Source organism: Rhodococcus phenolicus (assembly GCF_001646785.1).
In the GTDB taxonomy this organism is placed as follows: Bacteria; Actinomycetota; Actinomycetes; order Mycobacteriales; family Mycobacteriaceae; genus Rhodococcus; species Rhodococcus phenolicus.
Genome location: NZ_LRRH01000007.1, coordinates 25,630 through 48,602 on the forward strand (window position 1 = coordinate 25,630; position 22,973 = coordinate 48,602).

The following is a 22,973-nucleotide window of genomic DNA, read 5'->3' on the forward strand; positions in this document are numbered from 1 at the left end:
TCGGAGTCGGTGACGAGACGTGCATCGCCACTGCATATTTCGTTACGGTTGCGAATGGACCCGGGGTCCGAGAGTCTTTGGGGGTGCGTGTGATCCGTTGCCTCCCTCCGGTGGTCCTGTTCCTGATGGTGTTGTCCCCGTCCGCGGCCCACGCCGACGAACTGCCGACCGGGCCGATCACGGTGTCCGCCGAGACCCTCGGCTTCGGCACCGACATCGGTTTCCGCGGACACGACGACACCCTCACCCTGACACTGCCCGTCGCGGCTGGGTTGGTGCCGCAGGCGCTCGACACGACGGTCCAGCCACCCGGCGATCTCGCGGGCGGCCGGATCGACGTCCTCGCCGACGGGGTGGTGCTGCAGCGCATTCCGCTCGCCACCGACGCCGTGTCGACCCCCCTGTCCGTACCGCTCGACCGCGTGCCGGTCCGCAACGGCGCCGCCACCGTCACCCTGCACACCGTCCTCCGTCCGGCAGGGGAGATCTGCCCGACCGACTGGACCGGTCGGGCACTCACCCTGCTCGACACCCGCATCCGGTACGCCGGGACGCCCCGGGACCCGGCGACGGTCGCCGAATTCCTGCCCCCGATCCTCGACCGGGTCGAGCTGTATCTGCCCGAACAGCCCACCGTCGCCGAGTCCGCGGCGGCGGCCTCGCTCACCACCGCGATCGGTTCCCGCTACGCCGGCCGGGCACCGGAGTTCGTGGTCCTGCCGTCGCCCCCGGCCGCCACCGTCGGCGGCGGAACCTTCACCCGCCGGATCGTCGTCGACGAGAACGACGCGCCGGCCCGGATACGGGTGCTGCCCGCCCAGGCGACCCCGACGCTCGAGCTCACCGGACCCGCCGCCGGCCTCGCCGAACAGGTGCGCGCGCTGCGCAGCGACCTGTCCACCCTCGCCGTGCAGGAAACGGCGACGCTCGGAGGGGTCGCTGCCGTACCCCAGCTGGCATCCGACGACCTCACCTTCGACGCGCTCGGTATCGGCACACCCTCCGCCACGGCCGTCGGCGTCGCCACCGTCGAGTTCGGTGTCGATCAGAGCCGCATCGGCCGCCGCGTGCACGACGTCCGGCTCGACCTCAGCGGCGTCTACACCCCGGCGACCTCCGTCCGGACCGGCATCGTCACCGTCTCGGTCGGGGACCGGGTCGTCGATTCGTGGCCGGCGGACGCGAGCGGCGTGATCGACCGCACCGTCGCCGTGCCCGACGACCTGCTGACGCGCGTCACCCCCGTCTCGGTGTCGCTGCAGACCTCCGGCGGCACCAGCCGCTGCGGGATCGAACAGCCCGTGACCGTCCGGCTCGACTCCGCCAGCCGCGTCCACACCGCCGCCGCCGGCACCGGCACGGACTTCGCGGCGCTTCCCCAGAGCCTGCTGCCCGACGTGCAGGTCGCCACCGCGACCGCGAGTCTCGCCGACACCGCCCGCGCCGTCGGGCTGCTCGCGGACCTGCAGGCGCTGAGTGCGGCACCGCTGATCCCGGAATGGGTCAGCGTCGACGCCGCGGTCACCGGCGACAAACCCGCCGTCATCGTTCAGGCCGAAGCCCCGCCCACCGGCCTGGACCTTCCCCTGACCCTCACCGGCGGACGCACCCTGACCCTGTCCGATCCGAACGGGGACGCCGGCACCGTCACGTTCCCGGCCGACCTGGACTTCGCCTCCGTGCAGGTGCTCGAGGACCGCGGGCGCACCGTCCTCGTCGCCTCCGCGACCAGCACCGCCGCCGAATTGGACCGGACCCTCGCGTGGTTGCGGGCCGAACCCGGCCGCTGGGCCGGCCTGGCCGGGGACATCGTCTTCACCACACCCGACCGGGACCCGGTGGTGCTCAGCGCTGCGAGCACCCCGGGCACCGAGGCCGCCGACTCCGACGACGCGGGCACCGTCACACAGGTCCTGACGATCGGCGGTGTCCTCGCGGCCGCCGGTCTGCTCGTCGCCGGGATCGTGGCCGTCGTCCGCCGCGGCCGCCACACACCGGGGACATGACCGCGGCGCCGACCCGCCGGGGCCGGGCCGTCGCGCTCGGCGTCCCGGCCCGCTGGGCGATCCTCCTCGCCGCGACCGCCGTGGCCTTCCACAGCACGGTCCTGCGCATCGTCGACGAGGCACGGGCCGGTGCGGGCAGCGGCTTCGTGCTCGTCATCCCCGTCTTCGCGGCGTTCGCGGCATGGGGGCTGACCCGGCGGCGCCGCGACGAGCTACCGATCCACGACCGCCAGACCGATCGCATCGTCGGGGCGGCCGTGCTCGCCGTCGCGGTCGCCGTGCGCGCGCTGCTCACTCCCCGCTACCGCGACCAGTACGTGATCATGCACCTGGACGTGCTGGCCGTCTGGCTGTTCCTCCTCGGCGGCTGCATCGTGCTGTTCGGCCTGCGCGGCACCAGCCGCTACTGGCCGGTGTGGCTCGTGCTGCTGTTCACCTCACCCCTGGCGTTACGCCTGGTCGTCGCAGCGGTGGGAGGATCCCGCTTCGCCGCCGCCGCGACCGTGACGGTACTCGCGGCCGTGTGCATCGGCATCGCCTGCGGGCGGACCCCCCGCCGCGGCCTGGCCGCGGCGACCGCCACCGTGCTCCTCGGATGGACCGCCGCCGCGGTCCACCTCACCCTGTGGCCGGGGGCCCGCATCGTCGTCCTGCAGATCGTCCCGACCGTCCTCGCCGCCGCCGTCGTCGGCGCGGTGTTCCTCACGATCACCCGGGACGTGCCCCGGCAGGCCCGAACCTGCCCGGTCGGCCCCCGCGACGCCGCCGGCGCGCTGCTGCTGGTGCTCCCGCTCGCACTCGTCCTCGCGATCCTGCCCCTGCCCGGCCGCACCGGCACCCCACTGGCGCCCGGTCCGGCCCCCGCCACCGGAGCCGGGCTGACGGTGCCCTCGGGCTGGCATCAGACCGCGACCATCGCCTACGACTGGCAGCGCCGCTTCTACGGCCGCACCGCCACCCTCCACCGGCAGATGCTGCGCGCCACCGAACCCAACCCCGCCTGGGACGAACTGTCCCGGCCCCGGTCGGTGGCCGTCCAGACACTCACCGTGGGAACGCCCGCGCTGTTCCACGTGTACCCGGTCGAGACCGGCTTCGACCTGAGCCGCGCGCGGATCGGCACGAAACGGACCGTCGACCTGGGCCACGACGTCGAAGCCCAGTACTTCACAGTCGCCGACGACGAACTGCTCCTCACCTGGAGCCTGCTCTCGTTCACCTGGAGCCGGGGCACCGGTGCCCAGCGCGTCACCCTCCTGACCGTCGACAACCACGAGCACGACGCCGTCTTCCCCGAGGCGAAGCCGAACATGGCGTCCGACCTCGGACGCCTGCTGACCGTGTTCCTCCGCGGCGGCAACGCCCTCGCCGACACCGAATCGGAGGACAAGGACATGGACCTGCTGACCACCCTCGGCCGAGAGTTGGTGGCCGGGCAATGGTGACCGCCGACTTCCGCGCGACGGCCCTGCACGACGCCGTCAACGGCCTGCGCGAGAACAACCCGAACGCGTCGGCCTCCGTGCCGTTCGTGCGCTGGCAGAAATGGACCGTCCTGGGGATCCTGGCCGCCGGTGCCGCGGCGCTCGCCGCGTGGCCGGTGCCGGCCCTGATCGCCGCGACCGCACTGTGCACCCTCGGCTACATCGTCACCCTCGCCGACCGGCTGCTGTTGCTCTCCCGCGGTCTCGCCCGCGACGCCATCATGACCGTCACCGACGACGAGGCCCTCGCCGTCCCGGACACCGACCTGCCGACCTACACCGTGCTCGTGCCCGCCTACAACGAACCGGAAGTGGTCGGGGACCTCATCGCGGCAATGTCCTCGCTCGTCTACCCCGGCGACAAACTGCAGGTGCTGCTGCTCCTCGAGGAGGACGACACCGTCACGATCGACGCCGCGGAAGCCGCGGGACTGGGCGAGAGCATCGACATCCTGAAGGTCCCCGCCGCCGACCCCCGCACCAAACCCAAAGCGTGCAACTACGGACTGCACTTCGCCACCGGCGAGATCGTCACCATCTTCGACGCCGAGGACCGCCCCGACCCGCTGCAACTGCGCCGCGTCGCGGTCGCCTTCTCCCGCCTCGACGGCGACGTCGCCTGCGTCCAGGCGAAACTCGCCTTCCACAACGGATCACAGAACATGCTCACCGCATGGTTCACCGCCGACTACGCGCTGTGGTTCTCGTTCATCCTTCCCGGGCTGATGCGCTCCCGATCCCCGATCCCGCTCGGCGGCACGTCCAACCACATCCGCCGCTCCGTCCTCGACGAGATCGGCGCGTGGGACCCGTTCAACGTCACCGAGGACGCCGACCTCGGCGTGCGCATCGCCGCCTCCGGAATGCGCACCGCCGTCCTCGATTCGACGACCCTCGAAGAAGCCAACCCCGATCCCATCAACTGGATCCGGCAACGCTCCCGCTGGTACAAGGGCTACCTCCAGACATGGCTGGTCCACATGCGCGACCCGGTCGCGCTGTGGCGGGCCATCGGCACCGTCGGGATGCTGCGCTTCACCGCGCTGCTCGCCGGCACCCCCATCGTGGCGTGCCTCAACATGGTGTTCTGGCTGATCACGGTGAGCTGGCTGCTCGGGCAGCCCGGCATCGTCCAGCAGATCTTCCCCTGGTACGTGTACTTCCCGGCCCTGATCTCGCTGGTCTTCGGCAACTTCTCGGTGCTCTACATGAACATCGTCGCCTGCCGGGAAACCGGCAACGCCCGCCTGTGGCTGTCGTGCCTGACCGTGCCGCTGTACTGGCTGCTGATGTCGGTCGCCGCCATCAAGGGCACCTACCAGCTCGTCAAGGACCCCTCCTACTGGGAGAAGACGTTCCACGGGTTGTCCTCGTGAAGACCACCGCCCCGCGCCTGTTCGGGGCCGCGACGATCCTCTACGCGGCAATCGGGCTCTGGCTCGCCGTGGACGTCCAGTACCTCCAGGGCGACGCCCTGAGCCGCGTCTCCGCCACCCGATCCGTCCTGTTCAGCCGGGACCCGCACCTCGCGGCCATCGGATTCGTGTTCACCCCGCTCACCGCCCTGGTGCAACTGCCGGTCGTCGCCCTGTCCGACTGGTGGCCGCAGATCACCCGGTGGGGCCTGTCCGGGGTCCTCATGTCCGCGCCGTTCATGGCCGGCGCCGTCGTCCAGATCCACGGGATCGCCGCCGACCGCGGCTGCCCGGCCTGGCTGCGCTGGACCGTGACCGCGACCTTCGCACTGCACCCGATGATCCTGTACTACGGCGCGAACGGAATGAGCGAAGCACCGTTCCTGATGATGCTGTGCTGGGCCCTGCGACGCCTGATCCGCTGGTTCACCACCGACGACGTCCACGACCTCGTCTTCGCCGGCCTCGCACTGGCCCTGGCCTACCTGGCCCGGTACGACGCACTCGCCGCCACCGCCGCAGCCACCGGCCTCGTCGCGTCCGTGGTGTGGTACCGCCGCCGCGACCCGCGCGCGGCGCTGCTCGACGGCATCGTCATCGCGCTGCCGTCGGCCCTCGCGTTCGGCATGTGGACCGCGACGAGCTGGCTCATCACCGGCGAGGCCCTCCAACAGTTCACCTCGCACTACGGCAACGCCGCCATCCTCGAACAGTCCGGCGGCGGCTCGGGCGGGGGAGCGGCGGCCCTCGCGTTCTCCACCGCCGAGATCATCGCCCTGGCACCGGCACTCGCGTTGCTGCTCCCCGTCGTGGCGGTGCTCGCCCTGCACCGCCGCGACCCCGAACCGCTCGCCACGGTGATCCTCCTCGCGGTGCTCGGCTTCGCGGCCCTCGCCTACTTCCGCGGCCTGACCTTCCCGTTCCTGCGGTTCTACCTGTGCGCCGTGCCGCTGCTCGCCGCCGCAGTGGTGTTCCTCGCCCCGAGATCGGGGCAACCGCCGGCCCGCAGACCCGGCACCCACACCCGGCCGCGACCCGCCGATCCGCGAAATCCCGCCGGTCTCCTGCAGGTCCTCGGCGCGGCCGCACTGGCGCTCGGGCTGCCGGTCGCGCTGACGGCGATGTTCTCACCGACCCTGTCGCAGGAACAGCACGCGCTGGCCGCGATCTCCGTCCTCGGCGAGGAGCGGCCCGCAGCGCTGCGCAGCGAGCGGGAGCGGACCCTGGCCACCTTCGCCACCGAACGGGCCCTCGCCGACTACCTCGACGCGAAATCGCTGCCTCCCGGCTCGGTGATGATGGACACCGTGTACGGGTTCGCCGTGTTCGCCGCCAGCGGCAACCCCCGCCAGTTCGTGCTCCCGTCGGACGAGGACTTCACCCGCATCCTCAACGATCCGGCGGCCCACGGCGTGCGATACATCCTGTCCGTCCCCGCCACCGGCCGCGGCACCTCGGATGCGGTGAACCGCCGCTATCCCACCCTCTACGAGAACGGCGCGCGGCTCGCCACCCTGGACATCGAGGTGCCCAACAGTGGACTGAACCAGCCGACGTGGCGGGTGTGGCGGGTCGTCGGATGAGCCGGTGCCGGGCGGGCCGGGCGTCAGTTCATCTGGGGTAGCGCCAGGACGGGATCGGCCGGGCCGATGTCGTAGGTGCACAGGTCCGGGCGCGGATCGGGCACGAACGCCCACAGCAGCGCCCCGGCCGCTCCGAGCTCCCTGTAGGAGTCGATGCGGACGCCGATACGGTCGGCCCGCTCCTGCAGCGACAGGCAGCTCCCGGCGTGGATGCCCAGTTCCGTGACGACGATCGGTTTGGGTGTCTGCGACAGGCGGAGCGGCAGGAACAGGCTGTCGTCGTAGTCGTGGTACTGGACGAAGTCGACGAAGGGCGAGTCGGCGACGATCGCGTATCCCGGTCCGGCAGTGCCGCACTGGTCGCCGCCGAGCAACCCGGCCGTGATCGGGTGCACCGGATCGTGGCTGCGAATCAGCGCGCCTACCGTGTCGTGCCAGTCGCGCAGGACCCGCGCCGAGTCGTCCGGGCAGGTGCGCCGGTGCAGGCTGCACTGCGTGTCGTGGCAGACCCCGGCCTCCGGTTCCCCGATCGGCTCCCACGCGGCGATCGCCGGGGAGGTACCCCAGCGGGACACCGCCGTGGCGACCCAGTCCCGGTAGCTCAGGGGAGTGGAGCCGGAGGCGGTCCATCCGGTGAGATACCAGTCCCGGTCCTTGTACCGCTCGTCCTCGCAGGCGCCGTCCTGCCCGACCAGTACCGGGATCACGAGACCGCCGTGCCGTTCGGCGGACGCGAAGACCGCATCGATCGGCCCGAAATCGAGCCGGCCGGTGTACTTGTTCACCGCAAGCTGCTGGAAGAGGTTGAACCGGGTCACCGAACCGGCCGGGCGCGACGCGAAATAGGCGTCGAGATCGACCTCGGCGCCGCATCCGCGATTGACACTCCAGCGGGTGGCGAGCTGATACGCGTCGAGACCCGTCGGCCACCAGGGGGCACCGTCGAGCGTCAGGCCGTTCCCGGACACCGCGACCCGCGAGACGGGAGTGGTGCTCGGGGTCGCGGCGCACCCGGCCGCGGCGAGCACCACCGAGAGCAGGGTCGCCAGGAGTGTGGCCGCAGTTCGCATGGGACGACGCTAACGGCATCGAGGCGCGCCCGCCGGGAAGCTCGACACACCCTCCGGGGCGAAGTTTCGGGAGAGACGGAAGTAAGAAATAAACCGAATAGCGTGAGACGGTCCGTCTGCACCCGGCAAGCTCACCCCCAGCGACCCGCCGACGACCTGGACAAGCCGGTCACGGACGGGGAACGTGGGAAACCGCCGGACCCGAACGAAGGACGGTGTCGCCGTGGCGATCGACAACGAGGTCTACGACCGTATCGGCGTGGGGTGGTGGGACGAATCCAATCCACTCAACCTCCTCCAGGGCAGCCTCACCCCGGCGCGATACGACTACTTCCGCGACGTTCTCCTCGCACGCGGATACCGCACCCTCGACGGACTGCGCGCCCTCGACATCGGCAGCGGCGGGGGCTTCCTCGCCGAACGATTCGCGAGAGCCGGCTGCACCGTCGTCGGCGTCGATCCCTCGACGGTCTCGCTCGAAACGGCACACCGGCACGCCAGCGCCGCCGGCCTGACCATCGACTACCGCAGGGGAGTGGGAGAACACCTGCCCGTGAACGACGCGACGTTCGACCTCGCCTACTGCTGCGACGTCCTCGAACACGTCGACGACCTCGACGCGGTCCTCGCGGAGACCGCCCGCGCGCTCGCGCCGGGGGGCCTGTACTTCTTCGACACGATCAACAGGACGTGGCTCGGCAAACTCGTCGTCATCAAGATCATGCAGGAGTGGCGCTGGACCCGGATGTTCGACACCCCCGTGCACGACTGGTCCATGTTCATCACCCCCGCCGAACTGACCGCAGCGCTCGCCCGCCACGGGCTTCGCCTCGGCGGACTCACCGGCCTCGGCCTGCGCACCGCCGACCCGCGCCGTCTGCTCGACATGCACCGCGCGCGGCAGGGCCGGCTGACCTACGGCGAATTCAGCCGGCGCCTCAACTTCGGTCGCGTGCCCTACACGGGCGCCAACTACATGGGTTACGCCGTCAAGGCCGCAGCGCGCGGCTGACCGGGGGAGCGGGGACAGGTCCCGGCCGTCACGTCGCGGACGCGTCCAGTTCACGGATCAACGTGGCCGGTGCGGTCACCCGGAACGACATGTCGAGCAGTTCGGCGATCTCGTCCCAGTCGACGTCGTCCCGGTCCAGGTCGTAGCCCACCCAGCCCGACGGGCCCAGGTATGCGGGCAGGTAGGTGTGCGATTCCTCGAGCAGCGCCAGGCGCTCCTCGGGTTCCGGCTTGACGATCACCGACCGGGGGAACGTCGTGCCGGCGGGCTTGGCGGACCCGCCGTACACCGCGAAGGCCGTCCTCGTGTGGAAGAACGGGCGGCCGTGCGAGATCTTCTCGGCCGCCCCGGGAAACGCGAGCGCGAGCGATCGCACGCGGGCCAGCAACGGATCGGCCTCGTCGAACATGATCGGATGCGGCATGCGGGCAGCGTACCTGCGCCGCGAGTGGGCCACCGAGCATCCGAGAAGTATTTCGGACGATACGGAAATGCGTTTTATACCGAAACACCGCGCACCGGTCCCACCTCACCGAGCCCGCCACAACACGACCCCACGCGCCCTCACCGCACCCGCACACGCCGTACTGTCGAGAGCATGCCGGTGCCCGAACCCCTCGCCCGCGACACCCTCGCCGGGACCCTCGCCTCCTTCGACTCCCGACGCATCCCTCTCGACGGGCGGCGTCACGCAGCGGTGGTCGTCGCCGTCCTCGACGACGGGGCCGGGAACCGGATCATGCCCCTCACGCGACGCCCGACGCGCCTGCGCGCCCACCCGGGGCAGTTCGCGCTACCCGGCGGACGCCTCGACCCCGGCGAAACCCCCGAGGAAGCAGCCCTGCGCGAACTGCACGAAGAACTCGGCCTCCTCGCCGACCACACCCAGATCGTCGGCCGCCTCGACGACTACACCACCCGATCCGGATACGTCATGTCCCCGTTCGTCGTGTGGTCCGACGCCACCGTCACCGACCTGCAACCCAGCCCCGACGAGGTCGCGGAACTCTTCGCGGTCACCACCGCCGAAATCGACAGCGAACCCCGCTTCGTGCCGATCCCCGAATCCGACAAGCCCGTCATCCAATGGCCGTTCCGAGGCCACCTCGTCCACGCACCCACCGCCGCAGTGGTGTACCAGTTCCGGGAGGTCGCGCTGCACGGCCGCCACACCCGCATCGACGATCTGGAACAACCGGTCTTCGCATGGCGCTGACCCGCCGAACCGGCACCGTAACGCGAATATGGAAGGCTGGCGGAACCCGATCAGCAGCACACACGAGGCAGGTTCGACGATGAACGACGCGACGACGGCCACCGGCACCGCACCGGCCGCGTCCGACCGCATCCTCACCGTCCCCAACCTGCTCAGCCTCGTCCGCCTCCTCGGAATCCCGCTGTTCCTGTGGCTCATGCTCGTCCGGCACGCCGACGGCTGGGCACTGGCAGTCCTCGTCCTCAGCGGCGCCACCGACTGGGCCGACGGCAAACTCGCCCGGCTGCTCGACCAGACCTCCCGCCTCGGCGCGCTCCTCGACCCGCTCGTCGACCGCCTCTACATCGTCACCACCCTCGTCGCGCTCGTCGCACGGGACATCGTCCCGTGGTGGATCGCCGCGATCCTCATCGGCCGCGAACTGGTTCTGGCCCCGACCCTGGCCGTCTACCGCCGCCGCGGACTCCCGCCGCCCGACGTGCTCTACCTCGGCAAAGGCGCAACCTTCCTGCTCATGTGCGCACTACCGCTGCTGCTCCTCGCACTCGCCGTCACCGCCACCGCCGACATCGCCGAGCCACTCGGCTGGGCCGCACTCATTTGGGGAACGGCCCTGTACGTCTGGACGGGCGCGCTCTACCTGTACCGCGCCGTCGAAACCGCGCGGGTGACACCAGCGGTCGGCAGACCTCGGAAACCCTGACATGAACCAGCACTGGGAACAGATCCGCCGCAACCCGGTACCGTCGCTGCTCACCGCGCTCCTCGAGGACCACCTCGATCCCGGATACGCCGCAGCCGCCGAAGACCGCACCACGAAACACACCAGGCCCGCCCGCAGAGGCGTATCGGCCTGGCTCACCGCCGGAGCGCTCCTCACCGGACTCACCATCGGCATCGCCTACACGGAGACCACCGACCACGGGCCCGGCTCCGACCGAGTACAGACGGACATCCTCGCGGGCGTGCGCGCGGCGGACGAACGCGTCGACACCCTCACCGCGACCCGCGACGACCTGACCGCCGACATCGACAGCCGCCGCGAGGAACTGTTCGCGGACGACACCGCCGGCACCGGCCTCCTCGACGCGCTCCGTCAGACCGAGGACGCCGCCGCAGCCACCGAGGTACACGGCCCCGGCGTCACCGTGACGTTGAGCGACCCGGCCGCGAAACCGAACCTGTCGGACTCCGGTCAGCGGGTGAACCCACGCACCGCAGTCCTGCTCGACCGCGACCTGCAATCGGTGATCAACGCGCTCTGGGCCGGGGGCGCCGAAGCCGTCACGATCAACGACGTACGCGTCGGCCCCGGCGTCACCGTCCGCCAGGCAGGCGGAGCAATGCTCGTCGACAATCGGCCGGTGTTCTCCCCGTACGTCGTGTCGGCCGTCGGATCGCCGAGCCGCCTGCAGACCTCGTTCGTCGTGAGCGACGCGTACCTGCGGATGTCCGGTGTCCAGCAGTTGTACGGGGTAGGTTTCACCATCGCCGAAGCCGACGACGTGACCATGCCGGCCGCAGCCGTGCGCGACGTCGAATCAGCACAGGAGGGAGATCGTTGAACAGGAACGGCCCCGTGCGGCGACAGCCGCATCGGAGACTCGACCACGGCCACGCGCTCTACGCAGTGCTGGCGCTCGCGATCGGCATCGCGGCGGGGGTAATTTTCAGCCCGCAGGTACCGGACGTGATCCAGCCCTACCTTCCCATCGCGGTCGTCGCCGCTCTGGACACCGTGTTCGGCGGACTGCGCGCCTACCTCGACGACATCTTCGACGCCCAGACGTTCGTGGTCTCCTTCGTGTTCAACGTGCTCGTCGCAGCGCTGATCGTGTGGCTCGGCGACCAGCTCGGCGTCGGCACCCAGCTGTCGACGGCCGTCATCGTCGTCCTCGGCATCCGGATCTTCGGCAACGCGTCCGCCCTCCGTCGCCGCCTGTTCGGGGCGTGACCGATGCACGAGGGACGGCACGACCTGCACGACACACCGGAGCCGGCGTCGCCGCGCCGCTCCCGGTGGCTCTTCCCGGCTCTGGCCGGGCTGCTGATCGTGCTGCTCGGCGTCGCAATCGCCACCCAGGTGCGCAACACCGAATCCGGTGACGCGCTCGACTCGGCACGCCCGGCCGATCTGCTCGTGTTGCTCGACAACCTGAACCGCACCGAGGCCGCGCTCCGCCAGGAGATCACCACACTCGAATCGACCCTGACCACCCTGGAACAGAACGGATCCGACGCGGCGCTCGACGAGGCCCGCGCGCGGCTGTCCGCCCTCTCCATCCTGGTCGGCACGGTCCCCGCAACCGGCCCCGGCGTCGTCCTGACCGTGACCGACCCGGTACGCGGCGTCGGTTCCGAGGTCCTCCTCGACATGATCCAGGAGCTGCGCGCGGCCGGAGCCGAAGCCATCCAGATCGCCGGTGCCGATGCCGCCCCCGTCCGGATCGGTGTGGACTCGTGGGTGACCGGACCGGGCGGGTCCCTCGTCGTCGACGACACTCGGCTCGCCGCCCCGTACACGATCACTGCGATCGGGGACGGACCCACCCTCGCGGCCGCGCTGAACATCCCGGGCGGAGTGGTGGACACTGTCGCGCGGACCGGAGGAACATTGGTGATCGAACAGTCACCGCAGGTTGCCGTGTCCGCCTTGCGACAGATCGAAGCACGCCAATACTCTCAGCCCGGTAACTGAATCCGACGTTCGTGACGAATGTCGACGCCGAAAGGACCCTGTCGTGAGTGAGTTCGAAACCCCCGCCGATCTGCGTTACACGGCGGAGCACGAATGGGTGCAGCGGACGAGCGTGACCACCGCGCGAATCGGCATCACCGCATACGCGCAGTCGCAGCTCGGCGACGTGGTGTTCGTACAGCTGCCGGAGGCAGGGACCGAAGTGACCGCCGGTGAGTCCTTCGGCGAGGTCGAATCCACGAAGAGCGTCTCGGACGTGTATGCGCCGCTCACCGCGAAAGTGGTTGCGGTCAACGCGGATCTGGAGGCGAACCCGGAGCTGGTGAACACGGCTCCCTACGGCGAGGGCTGGCTCGTCGACGTCGAGGTCGGTAGCGAGGGCGAGCTGGATGCGGCCCTCGGCGAGACCATGGATGCCGACGGTTACCGCGCTCTCACCGAGAACTGACGGTTCCCGTGCCGCGACAACCGCGTCCGCCTACGCCGGGGAGCCGGCGCAGGGTACGGTCGTGACAGGCGTGTGCCGTTGTCGGGGGCGCGGGTCCGTATCGAAAGTGATCGTGGCTGAACGAAACAACGACCGGTCGGGGCGGTTACCCGATCGGTCGAACGGATAAGGAGTAACGGTGAGCGACAACGGCAACGCGGGATACGAGGAAAGCCCTGCGGAAACCACTTCGGTGTTTCGCGCCGACTTCCTGAGTGAACTGGAGAACGCCGGCTCGGGTGCCGCGACCTCGGAAGCACCGGTCTCGGGTGTCGAGGGCCTGCCCGCCGGATCGGCACTGCTCGTCGTCAAGCGTGGACCCAACGCCGGATCACGTTTCCTGCTGGACCAGCCGACGACGTCCGCGGGGCGGCACCCAGACAGCGACATCTTCCTGGACGACGTGACCGTCAGCCGTCGTCACGCCGAGTTCCGCCAGGACGAGGGCGAGTTCCAGGTCGTCGACGTGGGAAGCCTCAACGGCACGTACGTCAACCGCGAGCCGGTCGACTCGGCGGTGCTGGCGAACGGAGACGAGGTCCAGATCGGAAAGTTCCGGCTGGTGTTCCTCACCGGTCCGCGAGGAAACAAGGGCGCAGGTAGCTGATGACCGCTGCTGCCCGCCAACCGGCACCGGGCGGAATGTCGATCGGATCGGTTCTCGATCGACTCCGTCCGGAGTTTCCGGACGTGACGATCTCGAAGATCAGATTTCTCGAGGCCGAAGGGCTCATCAGCCCCGAGCGCACGCCGTCGGGATATCGACGTTTCTCGATCGAGGACTGCGAGCGACTGCGGTACGTACTGACCGCGCAGCGGGATCAGTACCTGCCTCTCAAGGTCATCAAGGAACAGCTCGAGGCGATCGACCGAGGTGCCGCGACGGTGGGCGCAGGGGAGTCTCGCCCGAAGCGTCCACGGCCGTTGGCCGTGGCGCCGGGCGAGGTCTCGCCCGAGGTGCTGCGCGCCGACCGTGAGGTCCGGATGAGCCGCGACGACCTGTGCGAGAGCGCCGGGATCGACGTGGCTTTCCTCACCGAACTGGTCCGGGCGGGACTGATCGTGCCCGGCGCGGCGGGCTTCTTCGACGGGGATGCGGTGCTGTTGGCCCGCACCGCCAAGGCGATGTCGGAGTTCGGCCTCGAGGTGCGGCACCTGCGGGCGTTCAAGCTCGCGGCGGACCGGGAGGCGAGCCTGGTCGCGCAGATCGCAGGGCCGATCGCCAAGGGACGCGACGCGGGGGCGCGTGCCCGCGCGGAGGAAATGGTCCGGGAGCTGGCGGCGTTGTCGTTGACGCTGCACACGTGCCTGGTGAAGGCGGCGGTGCACGGCGCACTGGACCGGTGACGGCCGCAGGCAAGCCGTGTGATCCGGGCCGACCGGCGGGTACCTGACGCGTCTGCCGGATCGCACTAGAATTCAAGCAGGATTGTCATGCGGGGTTCGTCCCCGGACGGGCAGCGGGATGGAGGCACCGGCATGAGCGAGATGCGGATAGTGGGCATTCGAGTCGAACAGCCGCAGAACCAGCCGGTCCTGCTGTTGCGTGAGGCCGACGGAGACAGGTATCTGCCGATTTGGATCGGACAGATGGAAGCGACCGCGATCGCGCTCGAACAGCAGGGTGTCGAACCGGCGCGTCCTCTGACGCACGATCTGATCAAGAACCTCCTGGAGGCGTTCGGTCACAATCTGCAGGAGATCCGCATCGTGGATCTGCAGGAGGGGACGTTCTACGCGGACCTGGTTTTCGAAGGCGGCGTGCGCGTGTCGTGCCGTCCATCCGATGCCGTGGCTGTAGCCTTGCGGATCGGTGTGCCGGTCTTCGTCGAGGAGCCGGTGCTGGCGGAGGCCGGTCTCGTGATGCCCGACGAGCGGGAGGACGAGGTCGAGAAGTTCAAGGAATTTCTCGAGTCCGTGTCCCCCGACGACTTCAAGGCGACAGACGGCTGAAACCGGACGTCACCGCTGTTTCACCACGCTCCGACCCGCCGGGTTCCGGGCGTGGAGTAGGACTCGAAGGTTTTGCGACCGGTCGGCGTGTTGCTGCCCAACGCTCGATGTGGAGCGTACTCTGAGTGAATCCGCAGTTCGGATCTGCTCGACGGGCCTGACGAGCACGCGACGATCGGATGGGTGGGGGGAATCCGCCCGTCCGTTGTTACGGGGCGACGGATGGGCACGCGAGAGGGAGTCACACAGTGCGAGATCGGCCGCAGGGACAGGGGCACGTCGATATCGACGAAGGGAACCACTCGACCTCGGTGTCGCCGGCGCACGACGCGGACGACATCCAGCCGGGTCTGTTCCCGGACGATTCGGTTCCCGACGAGCTGGTCGGTTATCGCGTCCCCATCGCATGTCAGATCGCCGGAATAAGCTACCGCCAACTCGACTACTGGGCCCGCACGAACCTGGTCGTGCCGTCGATCCGTGGCGCGGCGGGCTCCGGTAGTCAGCGACTGTACTCGTTCAAGGACATCCTCGTTCTCAAGATCGTCAAGCGGCTGCTCGACACGGGCATCTCGCTCCAGAACATCCGCGTCGCGGTCGATCATCTGCGGGAGCGCGGTGTACGGGATCTGGCGAAGATCACCCTGTTCTCCGACGGCACCACCGTCTACGAATGCACATCGCCCGAGGAAGTGGTCGATTTACTGCAGGGCGGGCAGGGCGTGTTCGGCATCGCTGTCAGCGGTGCGATGCGCGAGCTGACCGGCAGCATCGCCGACTTCCCCGCCGAACGTGCCGACGGGGGCGAGGCGGAGCAGCGCCCCGAGGACGAACTGGCATCGCGTCGGCGGAACCGCATCAATCGCCGCATCGGCTAGATGCTGCGAGGTTGGACGTTCATCACACCCCTGAGCCGTTCGTGACGGCCGGTGCGGTGGGGGCCGTGCACTAGAATCGCGAGTGCGTCGCCGTCGCACGGGAGAGTTCCGGATCCGATCCGGGCACCGAAGGAGCAGCACCTCCCCGTCAATCTCTCAGGTACCGAGGACCGTGCGGGCTCCGACGCCTCTGGAAAGCGGTGGGAGCACCCACCCGCCCACGGGGAAAGGTCTCCGGCCCGGCCGGTCACCGAATCTCTCAGGCGCTCGCTCGTCGAGCTCGCGACAGAGGGGGAGGAAGCACACCGTGCGACCGTGCGCGGATGTGGACCTCCGAGCACCCGGGAATCGCACATGACAGATGCCGTCACCTCCACGTTCGCCGACCGTCACGTCGGACCCGACCAGGAGGCTCTGCGTCGCATCCTCGACGTCGTCGGTGTCGGCTCCCTCGCGGACCTCGCCGAGAAGGCGTTGCCCGCCGGAATCCTGGACCCGGAAACCGGAGGGACGGCCGACGGGCTCGAGGTGCTCGACGCCCCGCTGTCCGAACACGAGGTTCTGGCCGCGCTGACCGCGCTCGCAGCGCAGAACACGGTGGCGACGTCGATGATCGGGCAGGGCTACTACGGCACGCTCACGCCGCCGGTGCTGCTGCGGAACATCATCGAGAACCCCGCGTGGTACACCGCTTACACCCCCTACCAGCCGGAGATCAGCCAGGGTCGGCTCGAAGCGCTGCTCAACTTCCAGACCATGGTCTCCGACCTCACCGGCATGGAGGTCGCCAACTCGTCGATGCTCGACGAGGGCACGGCCGCGGCCGAGGCGATGACGCTGCTTCGCCGCGCCAACCGCAAGTCCAAGAGCTCCCGGGTCCTCGTCGATTCCGATCTGTTCAGCCAGACCGCTGCGGTCCTGGCGACCCGCGCAGAGCCGCTGGGGATCGAGATCGTCACCGCGAACCTGGTCGACGACGGCCTGCCGGACGGCGACTTCTTCGGTGTGATCCTGCAGATCCCCGGAGCATCCGGCCGGGTCTTCGACGCCGCCCCGATCATCGGCGCCGCGCACGACCGCGGCGCGTTGGTGGCCGTGGGTGCCGACCTGCTGGCGCTGACGTTGCTCACCCCGCCCGGCGAGCAGGGTGCGGACGCCTGTTTCGGTACCACGCAGCGCTTCGGTGTTCCGATGGGTTTCGGTGGTCCCCACGCCGGCTACCTCGCCGTGAACGAGACGCACACGCGCAATCTTCCCGGCCGCCTGGTCGGCATGTCCGTCGATGCCGACGGTGACCCCGCGTACCGGCTGGCACTGCAGACACGCGAACAGCACATCCGCCGCGAGAAGGCGACGAGCAACATCTGCACCGCGCAGGTTCTGCTCGCGGTCCTGGCCGCGATGTACGCGTCGTACCACGGTGCCGACGGACTCACCGCCATCGCACGTCGCGTCGCGAAGCAGGCCGCCGGCCTCGCATCGGCTCTGCGCACGGTCGGTGTCGAGGTCGTCCACACCGAGTTCTTCGACACCGTCCTGGTCCGGGTGCCCGGCCGCGGATCCGAGATCGTGGCGTCCGCCGCCGAATCCGGCGTCAACCTGCATCCGGTGGACGACGACCACATCGCGATCTCGTGTGACGAGGCGACCACGGACGGTGACCTCGGTGCGGTGCTCGCCGCGTTCGGCGCCCCCGAGGCGTCCTCGGCCGCCGGCGGGAGCGTCGCGATCCCGGCGGCTCTCGCTCGCACGAGCGAATTCCTGCAGCACGAAGCGTTCACCAAGTACCGCACCGAAACTGCCATGATGCGATACCTGCGTCGGCTGTCCGACAAGGACCTGGCGCTGGACCGGACGATGATCCCGCTGGGCTCGTGCACCATGAAGCTCAACGCTGCCGTGGAGATGGAAGCGATCACCTGGCCCGAGTTCGCGAGCCTGCACCCGTTCGCCCCGACCGCGCAGACGACCGGGATCCGGCAGGTGATCGCCGACCTCGAGGGCTGGCTGGCGGCGATCACCGGCTACGACCGGGTGAGCCTCCAGCCGAATGCCGGCAGCCAGGGCGAATACGCCGGTCTGCTCGCGATCCGGCACTACCATCTCGATCGTGGTGACGACCACCGCGACACCTGCCTCATCCCGTCGAGCGCCCACGGCACCAACGCTGCCTCCGCGGTGATGGCCGGGATGCGGGTCGAGGTGGTTGCGTGCCGCCCGAACGGCGATGTCGACCTCGACGACCTGCGTGCCAAGATCGCCGATCATGCCGATCGGCTCGCAGCGATCATGATCACCTATCCGTCCACGCACGGTGTCTACGAGCACGAGATCGCCGAGATCTGCGGTGCCGTCCACGACGCCGGTGGTCAGGTGTACATCGACGGTGCGAACCTCAACGCGCTCGTCGGCCTGGCCCGTCCGGGCAGGTTCGGCGGCGATGTGAGCCACCTGAACCTGCACAAGACCTTCTGCATTCCGCACGGCGGTGGCGGACCGGGTGTCGGACCGATCGGTGTCCGCGAGCACCTGGCGCCGTACCTGCCCGGTCACCCGGCGGCTCCCGAACTCGGCGGTGTCGGTCCGGTGTCGGCCGCGCCGTACGGATCGGCGTCGATCCTGCCGATCACGTGGTCGTACATCAAGCTGATGGGTGCGCAGGGGCTGCGTCGTGCGTCGCTCACGGCCATCGCGTCCGCCAACTACATCGCTCGTCGTCTCGACGAGTACTTTCCGGTGCTGTACACGGGTGAGAACGGAATGGTCGCGCACGAGTGCATCCTCGATCTGCGTCAGATCACCAAGGACACCGGTGTCACGGTCGACGACGTCGCCAAGCGTCTCGCCGACTACGGTTTCCACGCCCCGACCATGAGTTTCCCGGTCCCGGGCACGCTCATGGTGGAGCCGACCGAGAGCGAGAATCTCGACGAGCTCGACGCCTTCATCGATGCGATGATCGCGATCCGCGGTGAGATCGACCGTGTCGGGGCAGGGGAGTGGCCGGTCGACGACAACCCGCTGCGCGGCGCGCCGCACACCGCCGAGTGCCTGGTCGGGGAGTGGAGCCACCCGTACTCGCGTGAGATCGCCGTGTACCCGCTGGGGAAGGGAAGGGCCAAGGTGTGGCCGTCCGTCCGTCGTATCGACGGAGCCCACGGCGACCGCAATCTGGTGTGCTCGTGCCCGCCGTTGGAGGCGTACAGCAACTGAGTTCCGTTGCGGGCCGGCGGTTCACCGCCGGTCCGCTCCAATCGCTGGTGATCTCTGTACAAGACGGAACATAGAGATAAACAGAATCTCCATCGACGCGCGCACCCATCCCGTCCAACATCGACCTCACCTTCCGAAACCCTCACCAACCCCCGAAGCGAGAGGGAGCAACCGGCGATTCTTGTGGCACCATCGTGCAGGTGGCCAACCGATCCGACGCCGAGCAGCAGCTTCGCGACCTGGCGTTGCTGCGCCGGGTGCGTGACCGGATCGACCGCGAATACGCGGAACCGCTCGACGTCGAGGCGTTGGCCCGAGGGGTGAACATGTCCGCCGGGCATCTGAGCCGGGAGTTCCGCCGCGCCTACGGGGAGCCCCCGTACTCGTATCTGATGACACGTCGCATCGAACGCGCCATGGCTCTGCTGCGCCGCGGCGACATGAGCGTCACCGAGGTGTGTTTCGCGGTCGGCTGCTCGTCGCTGGGGACGTTCACTACACGGTTCACCGAGCTCGTCGGTGTCTCACCCGGTGTTTACCGCCAGCAGGGTGCAGGGGTGTCCGAGGGGATGCCTGCATGCCTGGCCAAGCAGGTGGCACGGCCGATCAGGAATCGAGAAGCGCCGGCGGGTCCGTCGCGGTTAGCGTGACCGTTGCCGGCATGTGGCGGGCGCGTGCCGGTGACGGAACGAAGGTCGGGCCGAGTTGCCCGACGGTGGAAGCCCGAATACGACGACGGAAACGGAGACAGGGATGAGCACGGCCACGCGGGTTGTACAGTCCGAACTTCCCCTTGCCGACAGCCACGATCTGATCCGCGTACACGGGGCACGCGAGAACAATCTCAAGGACGTCAGCGTCGAGATCCCCAAGCGCCGGTTGACGGTCTTCACCGGCGTGTCCGGTTCCGGTAAGAGTTCGCTGGTCTTCGGCACGATCGCCGCCGAGTCGCAGCGGATGATCAACGAGACGTACAGCGCGTTCGTACAGGGATTCATGCCGACCCTCGCGCGCCCGGACGTGGACGTGCTCGAAGGGCTGACGACCGCGATCATCGTCGACCAGGAGAGGATGGGCGCGAATCCGCGTTCGACGGTCGGGACCGCGACCGACGCCAACGCGATGCTGCGCATCCTCTTCAGCCGGCTCGGCACGCCGTACATCGGCTCGCAGCAGGCATTCTCGTTCAACGTCGCCTCGATCAGCGGGGCCGGTGCGGTGACCGTGGAGAAGGCCGGCCGCACCGTCAAAGAGCGCCGCAGCTTCAGCGTCACCGGCGGCATGTGCCCGCGCTGCGAGGGCATGGGCAAGGTCTCGGACTTCGACCTCACCGCGTTGTACGACGACAGCAAGTCGCTCAACGAGGGCGCGCTGACGATCCCCGGCTACAGCATGGACGGCTGGTACGGCCGCATCTTCCGGGGTTGCGGCTTCTTCGACCCGGACAAGCCGATCTCGAAGTTCACCAGGAAACAGCTCGATGATCTGCTGTACAAGGAGCCGACCAAGGTCAAGGTCGACGGTGTCAACGTCACGTACGAGGGTCTGATCCCGAAGATCCAGAAATCGTTCCTGTCCAAGGATCGTGAGGCGATGCAGCCGCACATCCGGGCGTTCGTGGACCGGGCGATCACGTTCCAGTCCTGCCCAGACTGCGAGGGCACCCGGCTGAGCGCCGAAGCGCGGTCCTCGAAGATCGACGGGAAGAGCATCGCCGATGTGTGTGCGATGCAGATCAGCGATCTCGCCGACTGGGTGCGCGGGCTGGACGAACCCTCGGTGGCGCCGCTGCTGAAGTCGCTGGGGGAAACACTCGACTCGTTCGTGGAGATCGGATTGGGTTACCTGAGCCTCGACCGTCCCGCAGGCAGCCTGTCCGGCGGCGAAGCGCAGCGCACCAAGCTGATCCGGCACCTCGGCTCATCGCTCACGGACGTCACCTATGTCTTCGACGAACCCACGATCGGTCTGCACCCGCACGATGTGCAACGGATGAACGATCTGCTGCTGGCCCTGCGAGACAAGGGCAACACCGTGCTCGTCGTCGAGCACAAACCGGAAGCGATCGCGATCGCCGACCACGTCGTCGATCTGGGGCCGCACGCCGGCACCGAGGGTGGGCAGGTGGTGTTCGAGGGCACCGTCGAGGGGTTGCGCGCGAGCGCCACCCTGACCGGCAAGCACCTCGACGACCGTGCATCGGTCAAGAAGTCCGTTCGGACGGCGAACGGAAGTCTCGAGGTTCGGGGGGCCGACACCCACAACCTGCAGAACGTCGATGTGGACATCCCGCTCGGTGTGCTGGTCGTGGTGACCGGTGTGGCCGGGTCGGGCAAGAGTTCCCTGATCACGGGTTCGGTCGCGAAGCGCGATGGTGTGGTGTCGATCGACCAGGGCGCGATCAAGGGTTCGCGGCGCAGCAACCCCGCGACGTACACGGGACTGCTCGATCCGATCCGCAAGGCGTTCGCGAAGGCCAACGGGGTGAAGCCGGGCCTGTTCAGCGCGAACTCCGAGGGGGCGTGTCCCAATTGCAACGGGGCCGGGGTCGTGTACTCGGATCTGGCGATGATGGGTGGCGTCTCCGCGCCCTGCGAGGTGTGCGAGGGCAAGCGGTTCCAGGCGGAGGTTCTCGACTACACGTTCGGTGGCAAGGACATCAACGAGGTGCTGACGATGTCCGTCGCGCAGGCCGAGGAGTTCTTCGCCTCCGGAGAGGCCAAGCTCCCGGCGGCCCACCGGATTCTGGCGCGGCTCGCGGACGTCGGCCTCGGCTACATCAAGATCGGGCAGCCGCTGACGACGTTGTCGGGCGGTGAACGGCAGCGGCTCAAGCTCGCCACCCATATGGGTGAGAAGGGGGACGTGTACATCCTCGACGAGCCGACCACCGGTCTGCATCTCGCCGACGTGGAGAATCTGCTCGGGCTGCTGGATCGGCTCGTGGACGCCGGGAAGTCGGTGATCGTCATCGAGCATCACCAGGCGGTCATGGCACACGCGGACTGGATCATCGATCTCGGACCCGGTGCCGGTCACGACGGCGGCCGGATCGTCTTCGAAGGCACCCCGGCGGACCTGGTCGCCGCGCGCGCGACGGTGACGGGCGAGCACCTGGCCGCATACGTCGGCGAGTGAGCCTCACGCCCACCGGAGATCGACCGCTACGGGGCGGCGGTGACGAGTTCGAGGATCGTGATCTCCGGTGGTGCCGCGACCCGCACGGGCGGCCCCCACGCTCCGGCCCCGCGTGAGGTGTAGAGCGTGGTGTCGCCGAAGTGGTCGAGGCCGGTGACACTGGGGTTGGCCAGGGGCACGAAGACGCCGAGCGGCCACATCTGGCCGCCGTGCGTGTGGCCGGACAGTTGCAGGTCGACGCCGAGATCGGCGGCCTCGAGGACTTGACGGGGCTGATGCGCCGCGAGCAGCACGAAGCGGTCGGGGTCGTGGCCGTCGAGCGCCGCGGCCAGGTCCGCTTCGTCGGGGGCCGGTGCGGTCCAGTCGTACACGCCGGCTATGTCGATGCTGTCGGCGCCGCGGGTGAGCGTCACGTGTTCGTTGCGGAGTGTTCGTACGCCGAGGGTTTCCCAGTGGTCGAGCCAGGACAGCGCGTCGTCGGAGTAGTACTCGTGGTTGCCGCTGACGCCGAACACTCCGAGCGGAGCGTCCAGGTCCCGGAGCGGTTCGATGTCGGAGGCGACGTGCGCGATGGTGCCGTCGCTGAGGTCGCCGCCGAGGACGATCAGGTCGGGGTTCTCGGCGGCGACGAGGTCGACGACCTTGCGGGTGAAGTCGGCGCCGCGCGCCGGGCCGACGTGCAGGTCGGTGATCAGTGCGACGCGTAGGCCGTCGAATTCGGCGGGGAGTCTTTCGAGCGGTACCTGGACGTGTGCGATGCGAGGGTTCGAGGCTTCGACGGTGCCGTATCCGACGGCGGTGACGGCGACGACTGCGGCGG

General features: G+C 69.1%; 21 protein-coding genes and 1 riboswitch. Of the genes, 18 read left to right on the forward strand and 3 right to left on the reverse strand.

The window, feature by feature from the left end:
• The first annotated feature begins 110 nt into the window (after positions 1-110).
• The 4 genes from A8G15_RS03000 to A8G15_RS03015 are packed head-to-tail and all read left to right on the forward strand — an operon-like array spanning position 111 to position 6,488.
• On the forward strand, positions 111-2,006 hold the full coding sequence (locus tag A8G15_RS03000; protein ID WP_156665235.1) for a hypothetical protein: 1,896 nt from the start codon (positions 111-113) through the stop codon (positions 2,004-2,006).
• Positions 2,003-3,451 (forward strand): archaeosortase/exosortase family protein, encoded by a 1,449-nt coding sequence (locus A8G15_RS03005; RefSeq protein WP_068155203.1) that lies wholly within the window; start codon positions 2,003-2,005, stop codon positions 3,449-3,451. Before A8G15_RS03000 ends, A8G15_RS03005 begins: the two co-directional genes overlap by 4 nt.
• On the forward strand, positions 3,445-4,866 hold the full coding sequence (locus tag A8G15_RS03010) for a glycosyltransferase (RefSeq protein ID WP_068155205.1): 1,422 nt from the start codon (positions 3,445-3,447) through the stop codon (positions 4,864-4,866). Before A8G15_RS03005 ends, A8G15_RS03010 begins: the two co-directional genes overlap by 7 nt.
• Positions 4,863-6,488, forward strand: a complete 1,626-nt coding sequence (locus tag A8G15_RS03015) for an ABC transporter (protein WP_245687688.1) — start codon at positions 4,863-4,865, stop codon at positions 6,486-6,488. Before A8G15_RS03010 ends, A8G15_RS03015 begins: the two co-directional genes overlap by 4 nt.
• A 23-nt stretch (positions 6,489-6,511) precedes the next feature.
• Here the strand turns inward: A8G15_RS03015 and A8G15_RS03020 are convergent, their stop codons facing one another.
• Positions 6,512-7,558 carry a glycoside hydrolase 5 family protein gene (locus tag A8G15_RS03020; RefSeq protein ID WP_068155206.1) on the reverse strand — a complete coding sequence of 349 codons (1,047 nt, stop codon included), beginning with the start codon at positions 7,556-7,558 and terminating at the stop codon, positions 6,512-6,514.
• 223 nt (positions 7,559-7,781) lie between these two features.
• Here A8G15_RS03020 and ubiG point away from each other — a divergent pair, with 223 nt between their 5' ends.
• Positions 7,782-8,570, forward strand: a complete 789-nt coding sequence (gene ubiG, locus A8G15_RS03025; protein WP_068155246.1) for a bifunctional 2-polyprenyl-6-hydroxyphenol methylase/3-demethylubiquinol 3-O-methyltransferase UbiG — start codon at positions 7,782-7,784, stop codon at positions 8,568-8,570.
• A gap of 28 nt (positions 8,571-8,598) precedes the next feature.
• Here ubiG and A8G15_RS03030 read toward each other — a convergent pair whose 3' ends face one another.
• Complete coding sequence (locus A8G15_RS03030) at positions 8,599-8,994, reverse strand: MmcQ/YjbR family DNA-binding protein (protein WP_068155208.1); 396 nt, start codon at positions 8,992-8,994, stop codon at positions 8,599-8,601.
• A 174-nt stretch (positions 8,995-9,168) separates the two neighbouring features.
• On the opposite strand from A8G15_RS03030, the gene A8G15_RS03035 reads away from it, so the two are divergent.
• The 13 genes from A8G15_RS03035 to A8G15_RS03095 all read left to right on the forward strand — a co-directional run bounded on the left by A8G15_RS03035 (position 9,169) and on the right by A8G15_RS03095 (position 22,153).
• A complete protein-coding gene (locus A8G15_RS03035) occupies positions 9,169-9,786 on the forward strand; it encodes an NUDIX hydrolase (RefSeq protein ID WP_068155210.1) in 618 nt (205 codons plus the stop codon).
• 79 nt (positions 9,787-9,865) lie between these two features.
• On the forward strand, positions 9,866-10,489 hold the full coding sequence (clsA, locus tag A8G15_RS03040) for a cardiolipin synthase ClsA (protein ID WP_068155248.1): 624 nt from the start codon (positions 9,866-9,868) through the stop codon (positions 10,487-10,489).
• Between the two features lies 1 nt (position 10,490).
• Positions 10,491-11,351 carry a DUF881 domain-containing protein gene (locus A8G15_RS03045; RefSeq protein WP_068155212.1) on the forward strand — a complete coding sequence of 287 codons (861 nt, stop codon included), beginning with the start codon at positions 10,491-10,493 and terminating at the stop codon, positions 11,349-11,351.
• A gap of 14 nt (positions 11,352-11,365) precedes the next feature.
• The gene (locus tag A8G15_RS03050; protein ID WP_068155214.1) at positions 11,366-11,740 is read left to right on the forward strand and encodes a small basic family protein; all 375 of its coding nucleotides are present in this window, start codon (positions 11,366-11,368) and stop codon (positions 11,738-11,740) included.
• Positions 11,741-11,743: 3 nt separating this feature from the next.
• Positions 11,744-12,484 (forward strand): DUF881 domain-containing protein, encoded by a 741-nt coding sequence (locus A8G15_RS03055; RefSeq protein WP_068155216.1) that lies wholly within the window; start codon positions 11,744-11,746, stop codon positions 12,482-12,484.
• A gap of 43 nt (positions 12,485-12,527) precedes the next feature.
• Entirely contained in the window at positions 12,528-12,932 is a 405-nt protein-coding gene (gene gcvH / locus A8G15_RS03060) for a glycine cleavage system protein GcvH (protein WP_068155217.1), read from the forward strand.
• 178 nt (positions 12,933-13,110) lie between these two features.
• Positions 13,111-13,578, forward strand: a complete 468-nt coding sequence (garA, locus tag A8G15_RS03065) for a glycogen accumulation regulator GarA (protein ID WP_068155218.1) — start codon at positions 13,111-13,113, stop codon at positions 13,576-13,578.
• Positions 13,578-14,318, forward strand: coding sequence for a transcriptional regulator FtsR (gene ftsR / locus A8G15_RS03070; protein ID WP_068155221.1), 741 nt, complete (start codon positions 13,578-13,580; stop codon positions 14,316-14,318). Before garA ends, ftsR begins: the two co-directional genes overlap by 1 nt.
• A gap of 132 nt (positions 14,319-14,450) precedes the next feature.
• On the forward strand, positions 14,451-14,924 hold the full coding sequence (locus tag A8G15_RS03075; protein ID WP_068155222.1) for a bifunctional nuclease family protein: 474 nt from the start codon (positions 14,451-14,453) through the stop codon (positions 14,922-14,924).
• Positions 14,925-15,172: 248 nt separating this feature from the next.
• Complete coding sequence (locus A8G15_RS03080) at positions 15,173-15,802, forward strand: MerR family transcriptional regulator (RefSeq protein WP_068155225.1); 630 nt, start codon at positions 15,173-15,175, stop codon at positions 15,800-15,802.
• 88 nt (positions 15,803-15,890) lie between these two features.
• Positions 15,891-15,985, forward strand: a riboswitch (glycine riboswitch).
• A 171-nt stretch (positions 15,986-16,156) separates the two neighbouring features.
• Complete coding sequence (gene gcvP, locus A8G15_RS03085) at positions 16,157-19,015, forward strand: aminomethyl-transferring glycine dehydrogenase (RefSeq protein ID WP_068155227.1); 2,859 nt, start codon at positions 16,157-16,159, stop codon at positions 19,013-19,015.
• Positions 19,016-19,215: 200 nt separating this feature from the next.
• On the forward strand, positions 19,216-19,665 hold the full coding sequence (locus tag A8G15_RS03090) for a helix-turn-helix transcriptional regulator (protein ID WP_068155249.1): 450 nt from the start codon (positions 19,216-19,218) through the stop codon (positions 19,663-19,665).
• A 103-nt stretch (positions 19,666-19,768) separates the two neighbouring features.
• The gene (locus tag A8G15_RS03095) at positions 19,769-22,153 is read left to right on the forward strand and encodes an ATP-binding cassette domain-containing protein (protein ID WP_068155228.1); all 2,385 of its coding nucleotides are present in this window, start codon (positions 19,769-19,771) and stop codon (positions 22,151-22,153) included.
• 26 nt (positions 22,154-22,179) lie between these two features.
• Here the strand turns inward: A8G15_RS03095 and A8G15_RS03100 are convergent.
• A partial coding sequence (locus tag A8G15_RS03100) for a metallophosphoesterase (protein WP_068155230.1) occupies positions 22,180-22,973 on the reverse strand: 794 nt, incomplete at its 5' end.

Excerpts from the sequence above, each read along its gene's own strand:
- A8G15_RS03005 (WP_068155203.1), top strand. The coding sequence starts at position 2,003 with ATGACCGCGGCGCCGACCCGCCGGGGCCGGGCCGTCGCGCTCGGCGTC.
- A8G15_RS03010 (WP_068155205.1), top strand. The coding sequence starts at position 3,445 with ATGGTGACCGCCGACTTCCGCGCGACGGCCCTGCACGACGCCGTCAAC.
- A8G15_RS03020 (WP_068155206.1), bottom strand. The coding sequence starts at position 7,558 with ATGCGAACTGCGGCCACACTCCTGGCGACCCTGCTCTCGGTGGTGCTC.
- A8G15_RS03030 (WP_068155208.1), bottom strand. The coding sequence starts at position 8,994 with ATGCCGCATCCGATCATGTTCGACGAGGCCGATCCGTTGCTGGCCCGC.
- A8G15_RS03035 (WP_068155210.1), top strand. The coding sequence starts at position 9,169 with ATGCCGGTGCCCGAACCCCTCGCCCGCGACACCCTCGCCGGGACCCTC.
- clsA (WP_068155248.1), top strand. The coding sequence starts at position 9,866 with ATGAACGACGCGACGACGGCCACCGGCACCGCACCGGCCGCGTCCGAC.
- A8G15_RS03045 (WP_068155212.1), top strand. The coding sequence starts at position 10,491 with ATGAACCAGCACTGGGAACAGATCCGCCGCAACCCGGTACCGTCGCTG.
- A8G15_RS03055 (WP_068155216.1), top strand. The coding sequence starts at position 11,744 with ATGCACGAGGGACGGCACGACCTGCACGACACACCGGAGCCGGCGTCG.
- ftsR (WP_068155221.1), top strand. The coding sequence starts at position 13,578 with ATGACCGCTGCTGCCCGCCAACCGGCACCGGGCGGAATGTCGATCGGA.
- A8G15_RS03075 (WP_068155222.1), top strand. The coding sequence starts at position 14,451 with ATGAGCGAGATGCGGATAGTGGGCATTCGAGTCGAACAGCCGCAGAAC.
- gcvP (WP_068155227.1), top strand. The coding sequence starts at position 16,157 with ATGACAGATGCCGTCACCTCCACGTTCGCCGACCGTCACGTCGGACCC.
- A8G15_RS03095 (WP_068155228.1), top strand. The coding sequence starts at position 19,769 with ATGAGCACGGCCACGCGGGTTGTACAGTCCGAACTTCCCCTTGCCGAC.